The sequence below is a fragment of the Arthrobacter sp. BG3 genome (genome assembly GCF_056680185.1).
Genome location: NZ_CM155270.1, coordinates 1,385,105 through 1,398,419, shown reverse-complemented (window position 1 = coordinate 1,398,419; position 13,315 = coordinate 1,385,105). Strand labels below are relative to the sequence as shown.

13 protein-coding genes are annotated in these 13,315 nt (G+C 67.1%); 10 read left to right on the top strand and 3 right to left on the bottom strand.

Annotated elements, in window-relative coordinates:
- The first annotated feature begins 57 nt into the window (after positions 1-57).
- The 3 genes from gcvH (at position 58) to AC1MFL_RS06125 (ending at position 3,349) form a co-directional block, all read left to right on the top strand.
- Entirely contained in the window at positions 58-441 is a 384-nt protein-coding gene (gene gcvH / locus AC1MFL_RS06135; RefSeq protein WP_226760968.1) for a glycine cleavage system protein GcvH, read from the top strand.
- Entirely contained in the window at positions 438-1,760 is a 1,323-nt protein-coding gene (gene glyA / locus AC1MFL_RS06130; RefSeq protein WP_479814049.1) for a serine hydroxymethyltransferase, read from the top strand. The genes gcvH and glyA overlap by 4 nt, the downstream gene beginning before the upstream one ends.
- A 167-nt stretch (positions 1,761-1,927) precedes the next feature.
- Positions 1,928-3,349 carry an L-serine ammonia-lyase gene (locus tag AC1MFL_RS06125; RefSeq protein WP_479814048.1) on the top strand — a complete coding sequence of 474 codons (1,422 nt, stop codon included), beginning with the start codon at positions 1,928-1,930 and terminating at the stop codon, positions 3,347-3,349.
- Position 3,350: 1 nt separating this feature from the next.
- On the opposite strand, the gene AC1MFL_RS06120 is transcribed toward AC1MFL_RS06125, so the two are convergent.
- Positions 3,351-3,905: a TspO/MBR family protein gene (locus AC1MFL_RS06120; RefSeq protein WP_479814047.1), complete on the bottom strand. Its 555-nt coding sequence runs from the start codon at positions 3,903-3,905 to the stop codon at positions 3,351-3,353.
- A gap of 115 nt (positions 3,906-4,020) precedes the next feature.
- Between AC1MFL_RS06120 and AC1MFL_RS06115 the strand changes: the two genes are divergently transcribed.
- A complete protein-coding gene (locus AC1MFL_RS06115) occupies positions 4,021-5,094 on the top strand; it encodes a lipid II:glycine glycyltransferase FemX (RefSeq protein WP_479814046.1) in 1,074 nt (357 codons plus the stop codon).
- Between the two features lie 31 nt (positions 5,095-5,125).
- A complete protein-coding gene (locus AC1MFL_RS06110) occupies positions 5,126-6,622 on the top strand; it encodes a threonine/serine exporter family protein (RefSeq protein ID WP_479814045.1) in 1,497 nt (498 codons plus the stop codon).
- 81 nt (positions 6,623-6,703) lie between these two features.
- Here the strand turns inward: AC1MFL_RS06110 and AC1MFL_RS06105 are convergent, their stop codons facing one another.
- A complete protein-coding gene (locus tag AC1MFL_RS06105) occupies positions 6,704-7,543 on the bottom strand; it encodes a siderophore-interacting protein (RefSeq protein ID WP_479814044.1) in 840 nt (279 codons plus the stop codon).
- Positions 7,544-7,594: 51 nt separating this feature from the next.
- Positions 7,595-8,389, bottom strand: coding sequence for a uracil-DNA glycosylase (locus AC1MFL_RS06100; RefSeq protein WP_479814043.1), 795 nt, complete (start codon positions 8,387-8,389; stop codon positions 7,595-7,597).
- A gap of 85 nt (positions 8,390-8,474) precedes the next feature.
- On the opposite strand from AC1MFL_RS06100, the gene AC1MFL_RS06095 reads away from it, so the two are divergent.
- The 5 genes from AC1MFL_RS06095 (at position 8,475) to groL (ending at position 13,239) form a co-directional block, all read left to right on the top strand.
- A complete protein-coding gene (locus AC1MFL_RS06095) occupies positions 8,475-8,792 on the top strand; it encodes a DUF3263 domain-containing protein (RefSeq protein WP_479814042.1) in 318 nt (105 codons plus the stop codon).
- 79 nt (positions 8,793-8,871) lie between these two features.
- Positions 8,872-9,519 carry a LytR C-terminal domain-containing protein gene (locus AC1MFL_RS06090; protein ID WP_479814041.1) on the top strand — a complete coding sequence of 216 codons (648 nt, stop codon included), beginning with the start codon at positions 8,872-8,874 and terminating at the stop codon, positions 9,517-9,519.
- A gap of 177 nt (positions 9,520-9,696) precedes the next feature.
- Positions 9,697-9,903 carry a cold-shock protein gene (locus tag AC1MFL_RS06085; protein ID WP_226760976.1) on the top strand — a complete coding sequence of 69 codons (207 nt, stop codon included), beginning with the start codon at positions 9,697-9,699 and terminating at the stop codon, positions 9,901-9,903.
- A gap of 167 nt (positions 9,904-10,070) precedes the next feature.
- Complete coding sequence (locus tag AC1MFL_RS06080) at positions 10,071-11,285, top strand: ABC transporter substrate-binding protein (protein ID WP_479815341.1); 1,215 nt, start codon at positions 10,071-10,073, stop codon at positions 11,283-11,285.
- 316 nt (positions 11,286-11,601) lie between these two features.
- Positions 11,602-13,239 carry a chaperonin GroEL gene (gene groL / locus AC1MFL_RS06075; RefSeq protein ID WP_160667642.1) on the top strand — a complete coding sequence of 546 codons (1,638 nt, stop codon included), beginning with the start codon at positions 11,602-11,604 and terminating at the stop codon, positions 13,237-13,239.
- The last annotated feature ends 76 nt before the right edge of the window (positions 13,240-13,315 follow it).

The following is a 13,315-nucleotide window of genomic DNA, read 5'->3' as shown; positions in this document are numbered from 1 at the left end:
GTAACCGTGCCCCACAAGATTCAGCACCAAGACCACTCCAAGACTTAGGAAAAAAACATGGCAAAAGTTGCCCCTGAACTGCAGTACTCCGACGAGCACGAGTGGGTTGCGCGGGAAGCCGGGAACCTTGTGTCCATCGGCATCTCGGCCGTCGCCACGGATGCGCTGGGCGACATCGTCTACGTGGACCTGCCCGAGGTCGGCGCCACCGTGACCGCGGGGGAGACCTGCGGCGAGGTCGAATCCACCAAGTCCGTCTCCGACCTGTACGCCCCCGTCACGGGCGAGGTCACCGAAATCAACCCGGCCGTCGTCGATGACCCCGCGCTGATCAACAGCGACCCCTACGGTGCCGGCTGGCTCTTCAAGGTCGCCGCAGAGTCCGACGGACCGCTGCTCTCGGCCCAGGAGTACGCATCCAAGAACGGCGGCGAACTGTGAGCGCGGCAGAGGCAACCACCAGCTTCCAGCAGGTTATCTCCGCATCCCTGGACGCGGACCTGTCCGCCCTGGACCCGGAGATCGCCGCAAAGATCGACGACGAGCTCACCCGCCAGCGCGAGGGCCTGGAGATGATCGCCTCGGAGAACCACACCGCCAGGGCCGTGATGCAGGCGCAGGGTTCGGTGCTGACGAACAAGTACGCCGAGGGCTACCCGGGCAAGCGCTACTACGGCGGCTGCGAACACGTCGACGTGATCGAACAGCTCGCCATCGACCGGGTCAAAGCCCTGTTCGGCGCCGAATACGCCAACGTCCAGCCGCACTCCGGCGCGCAGGCCAACGCCTCCGTGATGCACGCCCTGATCCGCCCGGGCGACACCATCATGGGCCTGAACCTGGCGCACGGCGGGCACCTCACCCACGGCATGAAGATCAACTTCTCCGGCCGGCTCTACAACGTCATCCCCTACCAGGTCCGCGAGGATGACCACCGGATCGACATGGCCGAGGTCGAACGCCTCGCCCAGGAGCACAAGCCGCAGCTGATCGTCGCCGGCTGGTCCGCGTACGCCCGGCAGCTGGACTTCGCCGAGTTCCGCCGGATCGCCGATTCCGTCGGCGCCTACCTGATGGTGGACATGGCCCACTTCGCCGGGCTCGTCGCCGCCGGGCTGCACCCGTCACCGGTGCCGCACGCCCACGTCACCACCTCCACCACGCACAAGACCCTCGCCGGTCCGCGCGGCGGCATCATCCTGAGCAACGACGCCGACATCGCCAAGAAGATCAACTCCGCCGTTTTCCCCGGCCAGCAGGGCGGCCCGCTGGAGCACGTGATCGCCGGCAAGGCCGTTGCCTTCAAGATCGCCGCGTCCCCGGAGTTCAAGGAACGCCAGGAGCGTGTCCTCGCCGGCGCCCGGATCCTCGCCGAGCGTCTGGTCCAGCCGGACGTCACCGCCAAGGGCATCAATGTGATCTCCGGCGGCACCGATGTGCACCTGGTCCTGGTGGACCTGCGCAACTGCGAGCTCAACGGCCAGGAAGCCGAGGACCGCCTCGCGGAAATCGACATCACCGTGAACCGCAACGCCGTGCCGTTCGACCCGCGCCCGCCGATGGTCACCTCCGGGCTCCGGATCGGCACCCCCGCCCTGGCCACCCGCGGGTTCGGCGAGGCGGCGTTCGCCGAGGTCGCGGATATCATCGCGGAGGCACTGACCGCCGACGCCGGCGCGGACCTCTCCGGTCTGCGCCACCGGGTGGAGGCCCTCGCCGCCGCCCACCCGCTCTACCCCTCGGTTGCCAACCTCGCCTAGGGGCCGTATTACAGGTAGTAGAAGCAGCACAGATCACGACGCCGGGCCGCCGCCACATGCTGCCGCCCGGCGTCGTGCATCCGGCGGGACCGCCGCAGACCGGCGGCCGCACCGCCCTCCGGCAGGACCATCTGCCGGGCCACAGTTTGAGCTAGTTAGGAACAACCATGGCTGTTGGAGTCTTTGACCTTTTTTCCATCGGGATAGGGCCCTCCAGTTCGCACACCGTGGGCCCGATGCGGGCCGCGGCGGTGTTCGCCGGGGAGCTCCAGGCCTCCGGCGTGCTGGAGCGGGTGGCGTCGCTGCGGGTGGACCTGTACGGGTCCCTCGCCGCGACCGGTCACGGCCACGGCACCATGACCGCGATCCTGCTCGGCCTGGAAGGTTTCCATCCGGAGCTGATCCTCCCCGAGGAAGTGGAGGAACGCCTCGCCGCGATCGCCGATACCGGCACCCTGCAGCTCGGCGGGGAAGGGACTGGGGTGGCGCTGCCGTACGGGGTGCAGGACATGGTCCTGCGCCCGCTGACCATCCTTCCGCGGCACACCAACGGCATGACCTTCACCGTGTTCGACGCCGACGGCGCCGTCCTGCACGAGGCCACGTTCTTCTCGGTCGGCGGCGGCTTCATCGTCCGCGAGGGCGAGGAGGACGCGGCCCTGAAGGAACTCGACGAATCCAAAAAGGAACTGCCCCTGCCGTTCCGCACCGCCGCGGAACTGCTGGGCCGCTGCCAGTCCAAGGGTCTCTCGATCGGGGAGATCATGTTCGTCAACGAGCGTGCCTCCCGCACCGAGGCGCAGATCCGCGAGGGCCTCCTGCACGTCTACTCCGTGATGGAATCCTGTGTCCAGGTCAGCCTCAAGCGCGTGGGGCTGCTGCCCGGCGGGCTCAAGGTCCGCCGCCGGGCACCGGACTGGCACGAACGCCTCATGAAAGAAACCCTGGATCAGGACCCCGACTTCCGGGACCCGAAGTACTGGCAGGAATGGGTGAACCTGATCGCCCTGGCCGTGAACGAGGAAAACGCCTCGGGCGGCCGGGTGGTCACCGCCCCCACCAACGGCGCCGCGGGCATCATCCCGGCTGTGCTCTACTACGCCCTGCACTTCGCCCCCGGCATGGACAAGGCCACCCAGGCCGACCGCGACGAGACGATCGTCAAGTTCCTGCTGACCGCCGCAGCCATCGGGGTGCTCTACAAGGAGCAGGCCTCGATCTCCGGCGCCGAGGTCGGCTGCCAGGGCGAGGTCGGCTCGGCGTCCTCAATGGCCGCGGCCGGGCTGGCCGAAGTCATGGGCGGCACACCCCAACAGGTGGAGAACGCCGCGGAAATCGCGATGGAACACAACCTTGGACTGACCTGCGACCCGATCGGCGGGCTCGTACAGATCCCCTGCATCGAACGCAACGCGATCGCCGCGGCAAAGGCCATCAATGCCGCCAAGATGGCGCTGTGGGGCGACGGCACCCACCGGGTGTCCCTCGACGAGGTCATCGTCACCATGCGCGAAACCGGCAAGGACATGAGCTCCAAATACAAGGAAACCGCCATGGGCGGCCTCGCCGTGAACGTCGTCGAATGCTGACTCAGTTGTTGAGTGCCATCCAGAGGTTCAGCGACGAGGCGAACACGATCCAAGTGAGGTAGGGCAGCAACAGCAGCCCGGCGGTGCGGCTGATCGGTCCGAAGTACAGCACGGTGACGGCCACAGCGACCGCCAGGGCCGCGATGATCGCGAAAGCGGTCCACAAAGCGGGTGTGCCGAGCGCCGGGTAGAGGCCGAAGAAGACCGGCGTCCACAGCAGGTTCAGCACGAGCTGGACTGCGTAGGCGGTGAGGGCGGGCCGGGTCCCCTCGGTCCGCTTGCGCCAGACCAGCCAGGCGGCCACGGCCATCGCGGTGTAGAGCACGGTCCAGACCGGCCCGAACAGCCAGTTCGGCGGCGACCAGGGAGCTTTGTCCGCGGTGGCATACCAGCCGTTGACGTTGTTGGCGGTGGCGAGTCCGCCCAGCCCCGCAACCAGCGCAGAGGCCGCGAGAAAGGCCAGCAGCCCCAGCAGCTGGGGTCCCACCGCGCGCTGTCCGGCCGCGTTCCGCGGGCGTCCGGATCCTGCGGTCAATGATGGCTGATCAGACGGCATGCTTCCAGCGTAGCCGCTCCTCCCCGGCCGGGAGCAGGGGGCCGGGCAGATAGACTTGAAGCTGCATGTCCGCATGCCGCCGACGCTCGTACCGCAATGATTGGATGCCGCACCCTTGCGTGAATTCACCGCCCGTTTTGCCTCTGCCGAAGAGGTCGCCAACTGGGACGCCCACGTCACCGCGAATCCCAATGGCGGCAATCTCCTGCAGTCGGAGGCCTTTGCCGGGGTCAAACAGCACTTTGGCTGGAAGCCCCTGCACCTTGTCTACGAGACGGCCGACTACACGAGCTACAACCTCATCCTGGAGAAGTCCTTCCCGCTCCTGGGGAAGCTCTGGTACCTGATCAAGGGTCCGGATGTGGCTGCTGTTGAGGACATCCCCGGCATCGCCGCGGCCAACGCCGAGTTCGTGAAGCGGGCACGGCTTGGAGTCTTCGCGATCAAAATTGAGCCGGACATCGTGCGCTCCGATGAGGCCAGGGGCGTGATCGAAGGTGCCGGCCTGGTCAAAACCCACAACCTCCAGCCCAACGATTCAACGGCACTGCTGGACATCTCCCCGGAAGAGAACCAGCTGCTGCGCAACCTGCACTCCCGCGGCCGCAACGCGGTCCGACGCGCCATCCGCGAAGGGGTGGAGGTCCGCAACATGGAACCCGCCGAAGAGAACTTCCGCGCCATGTACGCGTTGATGACCAACACCGTGGAAGCCAAGTCCCAGGTCCGGGTCCGCGAATATGAGTACTACCGCCAGTTCTGGACCAACTTCATCAGCCGGGGCCAGGGGCGCCTGCTTTTCGTCTACGAAAACGATGTTCCGTCGGTTGGCGCCTTCGTCATCAACTACGGCCGCAAAGCGACCTACAAGGACGGCGGCTCGCTGCAGAAACGCAACCAGTACGGTGACTCCCACCTGGTGCAGTGGACGGCGATCAACCAGCTCAAGGAACTCGGCTGCACCGAATACGACTTCTGCGGCACGCCGCCGAGCGACCAGCTCAAGGACACCTCCAACCCGTTCCACGGCCTGGGCCTGTTCAAGACAAGCTTCAGCAAGACCGTGACCGACTTTGTCGGCTGCTATGACCAGGTGCTGAGCCCGCTGAAGTACAAGGCCTGGATGGCCGCCGGGGAACGCGTTGCCCGCCAGCTCTACACCCGCCGCACCGGCCAGCAGTTCTACTAGACCGGCAGCCAGGGAAATCGAAAACGCACGAATGACAACGCCACCAGACGGCCGCCGCAGGCCGCAAACCGACGGACTGCCCAAGACCGAGCCGATGTCGGCCACGCAGGTGCGCCAGAACGCCGCTGCCAAACGCATGCTGCGGCGGCTGGTGCAGGGGGAGAACCCGCCCACCGCGCCGATGAGCATCGTGGACCGTCTCGCCGGCAGCCCCTATGCCAACCCGATGATCCAGGTGGGCGGTGTGGACACCTCCGCGCGCAAGACCATCGACTTCGCGCTGCATCTGGCCGAATCCATGTTCCGTTACGGTGCAGGCGCACTCGAAGTGGAAACCAGCATCATCGCCATCACGGCCGCGCTGGGCCTGAAGAACATCGAAGTGGACATCACCAACCAGTCCGTGGCCATTAATTACGCCCCCAAGGACCAGACGCCGATCTCGCTGCTGCGCGTCGTGCGGTCCTGGACCAACAACTACGCCGGGCTCTCCCAGGTCCACCAGCTGGTGACGGAAATCGTCGCCGGCGGTGTGGGCCGCGAGGAGGCCGTCCGCCGGCTGGAGGAGATCACCCACCGCGCCAAGCCCTTCCCGCGCTGGATGGTCACCGTGGCGTTCGGGGTTTTCTCCGCCGTCTTTGTCGGAGTCCTGGGCGGCGGCACCGGTGCCTCCGCGGTGGCTTTCGGGTCCAACCTGCTTGTCAGCCTGCTGGCCCGCCAGCTGGGCCGCTGGCGCACCCCTGACTTCTTCATCACGGCATCCTGCTCGTTCCTGGTCACCTTCGTCGCCCTGCTGCTGTGGCGGTTCGGAAGCCCGGCGGGGATCGAGATCCCGCCGGCCATCGTGGTTGTGGGCGGGATCCTGCTGCTCCTGCCCACCGGGCGCCTCGTGTCGTCGGTCCAGGATGCGATCAACGGATTCCCGGTCACGGCGGCGGGCCGGTTCCTGTCCACGATGCTGACCTTCGGCGCACTCGTCGCCGGAATCGCCGTGGGTTTCGTGGTGGGCGATATGACGGGGATGCAACCCATAGACGTCACCGAAACATTCCCGCCGGCGTATCCCTTAGGGGTGGTGGTCCTCCTGATCGCCGTCGCGGTGCTGATGATCGGCATCACTGAACAGACCAGGTGGAACCTGCTCCTGCCGACCGCCGCCGTGGGCGTGGTGGGCTATCTGGTGCTGATCGGGGGAGAGGCGCTCGGCATTGGGCCGCGCTTTTCGCCCGCAGTCGCTGCCGTCGCCATCGGCCTGCTGGCCCGCGTGGTGGCTCTCCGGATGGGCGCCCCGCAGCTGGTGGTGGCCGTCCCGGCCGCGCTGATCCTGCTCCCCGGACTCACCATATTCCGGTCCATGTATGTATTGACGATTGAGGAATCGGAGATCCTGCTGGGAGCCGGGGGCATGCTGAATGCCGGGGCCATCGTGATGGGGGTCGCGGCAGGCATCGTGCTCGGTGACACGCTCGCCCGTCCCCTGACGCACGGCCTGGCCAGCAACGAACGACGGCGGGCGCGGCGCCGATAGGCCGATAGCTCGTGGACCTTTGGCTCGTGCGCCGCGGGGCCGTTGGACCGCTAGTTCGTGGGCTCGTTGGACCGTGCGCCGTTAGATCGTCCCGATCGGGAGCTTCTTCTCGGCCTGGAAATCGTCCTCCACGCGGCCCTTCGCCCAGTATCCGGACAGGGAGACCTGGGAGCGCTCCAGCCTCCGCTGCGCGTAAAGCACCTCCCGCAGGCCCTTCATGTAGCCACGCTCGCCGTGCGCAAAGACCTGCACCCGGCCGTCCGGCCAGGAGGCGTCGCGCACTGCCGTGACCAGCAGCCCGCTGTCCCCGGCCGGCACCCCGTCGCGGAAGATCCAGCGCAGCTCCACACCGGCCGGCGCGACGATGCCCTGGATGTCGGCGGAGCCGTCCACCTCGAGGAAGGCCAGGCCGCGGGCGTCCGCGGGCAGGGACTCGATGGCGGCGCCGATGGCCGGCAGCGCGGACTCGTCGCCCGCAAACAGGTACCAGTCCGCCGCCGGATCGGGGTTGTAGCCGCCCCCAGGGCCGGTGAAGATCAGAGTGTCCCCGGGTCGGGCGGACGCGGCCCAGGGCCCGGCGAGGCCTTCGTCGCCGTGGATCACGAAGTCGATGGCAAGCTCTGCCGCTGCCTCGTCGACCCAGCGCACGGTGTAAGTCCGGGTGTGCGGCCACTGATCCCGCGGCATGGACTCGCGGATCTCCCAGAGATCCAGCGGCTCCCCGTAGCTGACACCGGGCTGGGGGAACACGATCTTGACGTACCGGTCCACGAAGGCGTTGTTGACGTAGCCGGCGAAGCCCGGGCCGCCGGCAACGATCCGGACCATATGGGGCGAGAGCTGCTCGCGGCGCAGCACCGTGAGGGTGGTCTGCGGGCGTGATTTCCGGGTGGCCGAGGTGGCGGCGGGAACTGAGGTCATGGAGCTAAGCCTAGCCAAGAAGCCTGGGCGGGACCCCGACTGTGAAGCCGGTTAGGGAAGCGGCGGCAGTTCCCAATCCACCGTGCCGTCCCCCTGCTCTCGGAGCAGCGTATTGGCGCGGCTGAAGGGCCGGGAGCCGAAGAACCCGCGCGCGGCCGACAGCGGACTCGGATGGGCGCTGGCGATCACCGGCGTGGAGCCCAGCAACGGCTGCACGGCCCCCGCATCCTTGCCCCAGAGGATTGCCACCAGCGGCGCGGGGGTGCCGTCGGCTCTGACGCGGTTCGCCACGGCGCTGATAGCCGCCGCCGTAATGGGCTCCCATCCCTTGTTCCGGTGCGAACCTGCCTCCCCTGCCCGGACGCTGAGGACCCGGTTGAGCAGCAGTACCCCCTGGTCAGCCCAACGGCTGAGATCCCCGTGGACCCGAGGCGGAAGACCCAGATCGGCGTCGAGTTCCTTGTAGATGTTCGCGAGGCTGCGCGGAATGGGACGCGTGGCGCCGTCCACGGCGAAGGACAGCCCGACGGCATGGCCGGGCGTCGGATAGGGGTCCTGGCCCACTATCAGTATCCTGACTGCGGACAGCGGTTGCCGGAACGCCCGGAGGACGTTCGACGGCGCCGGCAGGATCGCGTTGCCCTCCGCGACTTCCCGGCCCAGGAACGCCAGGACATCGCGCAGCTGCCCTTCCACCGGGACCAGCGCCTCGGCCCAGTCGGGGGCCACAAGTTCAGGCAAGGGCCGCAGTGCCAGCTCAGCGAAGCCGACCGCTTCGGCGGGTGAGGGCTCCAGCTCGAACAGGGCATCGGAATCAGGCGGGTCGGAGGTGTGCACAGGGCCCATTCTCGCAGGGTGCCAAATGACAACCCTGTTATTCGCCCGTAGCATGGGGGAAGACTTTTCACCGGATCCAGCCAGGGAGTGTGTCGTGGCCGAACAAGCGCAAGAACACCTTTCTTCGGCGGAATCAGTTTCCGCCGGGACGAGCCCCGAGTCGCCGCTGGGCAGCCGGGACCAGCAAATGCTGGCGCTGGAACGGCAGTGGTGGAAGTACGCCGGAGCCAAGGAACAGGCCATCCGGGAGCTCTTCGACCTCTCCGCGACGCACTACTACCAGATTCTCAACGCCCTCATCGACACCGAGGATGCGCTGGCCCACGATCCCATGTTGGTGAAGAGATTGCGTAGACTACGTACGTCACGCCAACGTGCGCGCACCGCCCGCCGCTTGGGCTCAGACGCGTAAAGCACAACCGGACGCGCGGACTCCCGCGCGGATGCCGGCGTAGGCAATCGTCAGAAATATGCAAGGACGTCGTTTTACCATGACCAAATACGCTCGGGATGAATTTGATCGGGTCCCGGAGACCTCCACACGTCAGGGTGTCCACCGCGCAGCCGCCGAATCCGGGCGACGGCGCCGTCTGGGTCCCATCCTTGCCGTTGGCGCTGCAGCCCTGGCCGTCGGCCTCGTGGCCTTCCTGTTCCTGCCGAAGCTCGGGTTCGCCTCCGCCGGAACCACCCAGGCGGTATCGGCCGAACAGGGCGGCAGCAGCGCCGCCGCATCCTCCGCCCCGACAGCCTCGAGCCCCGCAGCCTCCAGCCCGGCGTCGGCCAGCCCGACAACAAGCCCGGCAGCCGTCCCGGTAGCCAGCGAGACGCCCGCCACGGCCACCACCCCCGCCGCGGCCGCCGCTGTCGACAAGACACAGCCCGTGGCGGTCTTCAACGCCACCTCAACCGCGGGCCTGGCGAACCGGGTGGGCGGGACCGTCACTACCGCCGGCTGGACGGTAGGCTCGACCGGAAACTGGGGCGGCGCGCCCCAGCAGCGTTCCGTCGTTTTCTACAGCGGCGCGGTGCAAAAGGGCAACGCTGAAGCCCTCGGAAAACTCCTGGGCATTCCGACGGTGGTTGACTCGGCCGAATTCCAGCTGCCGCTGGTCGTAGTGCTGGCGCCGGGCTTCCGGTAGTCCCTCCCGGTTACGCCTGAGTAACTATTAGCCGCCCAAACCGTCCAAGCCGCCTGCGCCCTGCGCTCCGGCCGGAGGCTGTGGGTACAGTATTTTGCGGACTGCGTGTGCATTTTGCAGTCCGCGGCGCACGCTGTGGTGCGCCGCCCCGTAAGCCGACTGAAAGTGTGGACACCAATGGCATTGGGAACCGTCAAATGGTTCAACGCCGAAAAGGGCTACGGCTTCATCACCGTGGACGATTCCGGGGCGGACGTCTTTGTGCACTGGTCGGCCATCGCAGGGGAGGGCTACCGCGCCCTGGACGAGGGCCAGCGCGTTGAACTCGAAGTCGGCGAAGGCGAAAAGGGCCCGCAGGCCGAAAGCGTCCGGCCCGCCCCGTGACCTTTGCCGCCGCTGGGTCGCAGGCCCCTTCCAAGAACAACGCTGCCAAGAACGATGCCGCTGAAACTGACTGCGTCCAGCAGGCCGCCGTCAGCGCCGCCGGACGCCGGGCCGGTGCTTTGCGGCTGGGCCGCGCCGCAGCAGTGGCAGCTGTGGCGACGCTGACCATGACTGCGTGCCTGGGACCGACAGGCGGCGCCCGCGTGGAGACGGCCGACGCCAGCGGCGACGGCACCCTGAGGATCGGGCTGATCCTCGACAACACCGGCCCGCAGAACTTCCTCAATGCCCCCCAGCTGGCCGCAGCGAAGCTCGCCGTCAAGGAAATCAACGCGGCGGGCGGCCACAAGGGCAAACCGGTGGAGTTGCTCCCCGAGACCATCAGCACAGACACCGCCGCGCAGGCGAAGGCACTCGTGGCGGCCAAAGCCGACGTCGTCATCGGCCCGACGGATTCCAGCCGGGCCCCCGCCGCCATTGATGTCCTCGCCGCCGCCAGAATCGCCATGATTTCCCCCGCAAACACCGCCAGCGGGCTCAGCAGCTACCAGAGCAACGGCTACTACTTCCGTACCTCGGCAGCGGATATCGCGCAGGCCTCCGTCCTCGTCAAACTCGCCAGGGACAACGGTGCGGCAACCGTCGCCGTCGTCTACGAGGAGGGCAGCTACGGCAAGGACGTGTCCAACGCGGTCGCCGCGGCGGCCAAGGCCTCCGGCCTCGGACCCGTCACCGTCGCCGGTTTCGCCCCGGGACAGGCACAGCAGGCGGCCGCTGCTGCGAAGGCGGCAGCCCCGGACGCCGTCGTGCTGGTCTCCCGCACTGGCGCCCAAGGCGCCATCGCCGAGCTGAACAACGCGGGCCTTGCCGGAAAGAAGCTCATCCTCAGCGACGGCGCGGTCAGCCAGTACGGTTCCGGCTTGGGCTCCAGTGCCCTCGACGGTGCACGCGGGATCCTTCCCGGAACCTTTGCCTCCGCAGCATTCCAGTCCGGGCTGGTCTCCGTCGATCCGGGACTGAAGGACATGACCTTCGCCGCCGAGACGTACGACGCCGTCAACCTCGCAGCCATTGCCGCCGCCGCAGCCCAGGACGACGCCGGAACCTCGGTTGCGGCGGGCCTGATTGCCGTCTCGGGCGGCAAGGCCCAGTCGTCCGGGGGTGCCGGAGCCGCCGGCGAAGCCGCAGTTTGCAAGAGCTACCAGGAGTGCCTCGACGCCATCCGGGCGGGCAAGCGCCCTGACTACGACGGCGAGTCCGGGCGGATCGGCTTCGATTCCAACGGTGACGTCAGCGCCGCAAACTACGTTGTCTATACCTACGGGGCGGACAACCGGGCAACCATGAGCGGCAGCGAAACGGCCAGCAGCGGCGGCAGTTAATCGCCCGTAGCGTATTGCGTCCTCCGGCGGGCCGCCAGCAGGCCGGTGCGGCGCATCCCGGTACGCCCGCTGCTTGCACTCTCCCCGGGGGAGTGCTAATTATTGAGTTAGCACTCCCGCGTATTGACTGCTAAAACGACGCCCGGTTCGCCCGGCCGCGAAGTTGCAGCAGCCGATCCGGGAGCGAAGAAACACCTGGCTGGGGTGAGATCCCTGGCCCAGCGGCATACAGAGGCCGCCGGGCAAGGATCGTCCGTCGCGGGCACCGCAGCAAAGGTTCATTCTTAACGACTGTCCCGAAAGGACTACTGCCGTTATGGCCAAGATCATTGCATTTGATGAAGAGGCACGCCGCGGTCTTGAGCGGGGCCTGAACATCCTCGCCGACGCCGTCAAGGTCACCCTCGGCCCGCGTGGACGCAACGTCGTCCTCGAAAAGAAGTGGGGCGCCCCCACGATCACCAACGATGGTGTTTCCATCGCCAAGGAGATCGAGCTGGACGATCCTTACGAGAAGATCGGCGCCGAGCTGGTCAAGGAAGTTGCCAAGAAGACGGACGACGTCGCTGGCGACGGAACCACCACCGCTACCGTGCTGGCTCAGGCCCTGGTCAAGGAAGGCCTGCGCAACGTCGCGGCCGGCGCTGATCCCCTGTCCCTCAAGCGCGGCATCGAGAAGGCTGTCGAAGCCGTCACCCGCGAGCTCCTGGCCTCCGCCAAGGAAATCGAAACCAAGGAAGAGATTGCCGCCACCGCGTCCATCTCTGCCGGTGACAACGAGATTGGCGCACTGATTGCCGAGGCCCTGGATAAGGTCGGCAAGGAAGGCGTCATCACCGTCGAGGAGTCGAACACCTTCGGCCTGGAGCTGGAACTCACCGAAGGCATGCGCTTCGACAAGGGCTACATCTCCGCTTACTTCGTCACCGACGCCGAGCGCCAGGAAACGGTCCTTGAGGATCCGTACATCCTGATCGTCAACTCCAAGATCTCCAACGTCAAGGAACTGGTTGCGGTCCTCGAGAAGGTCATGCAGTCGTCCAAGCCGCTGCTGATCATCGCCGAAGACATCGAGGGCGAGGCCCTGGCCACCCTGATCGTCAACAAGATCCGTGGCACCTTCAAGTCCGTCGCCGTCAAGGCCCCGGGCTTCGGCGACCGCCGCAAGGCGCAGCTCGCTGACATCGCCATCCTGACCGGTGGCCAGGTCATCTCCGAGGAAGTCGGCCTCAAGCTTGAGACCGCCGGACTTGAACTCCTGGGCCGCGCCCGCAAGGTCGTTGTCACCAAGGATGAGACCACCATCGTCGAGGGTGCAGGTGACGCTGACCAGATTGCCGGCCGCGTTTCCCAGATCCGCGCCGAGATCGAAAACTCCGATTCGGACTACGACCGCGAGAAGCTGCAGGAGCGCCTGGCCAAGCTGGCCGGCGGCGTTGCAGTCATCAAGGCCGGTGCCGCAACCGAAGTTGAGCTCAAGGAACGCAAGCACCGCATTGAGGACGCTGTCCGCAACGCCAAGGCTGCTGTCGAAGAGGGCATCGTCGCCGGCGGTGGCGTTGCCCTGATCCAGGCCGGTGCCAAGGCATTCGCCAACCTGCAGCTCGAAGGCGACGAGGCAACCGGTGCGAACATCGTCCGCGTTGCCATCGACGCCCCGCTGAAGCAGATCGCCTTCAACGCCGGCCTCGAGCCGGGCGTCGTCGTCGACAAGGTCCGCGGCCTGCCTGCAGGCCACGGCCTGAACGCAGCCACCGGCGAATACGTCGACCTGCTGGCTGCCGGCATCAACGACCCGGTCAAGGTCACCCGCTCTGCCCTGCAGAACGCGGCGTCCATTGCCGGCCTGTTCCTCACCACCGAGGCCGTTGTGGCCGACAAGCCGGAGAAGAACTCCCCGGCCATGGGCGGCGGCGACGACATGGGCGGCATGGGAGGCATGGGCGGTTTCTAACCACCCGGCTTCCGGCGCTGAATAGTCCAGCCCTGAACGTACAGTTCAACGACGGCGGTCCCTCCTTCGGGTGGGG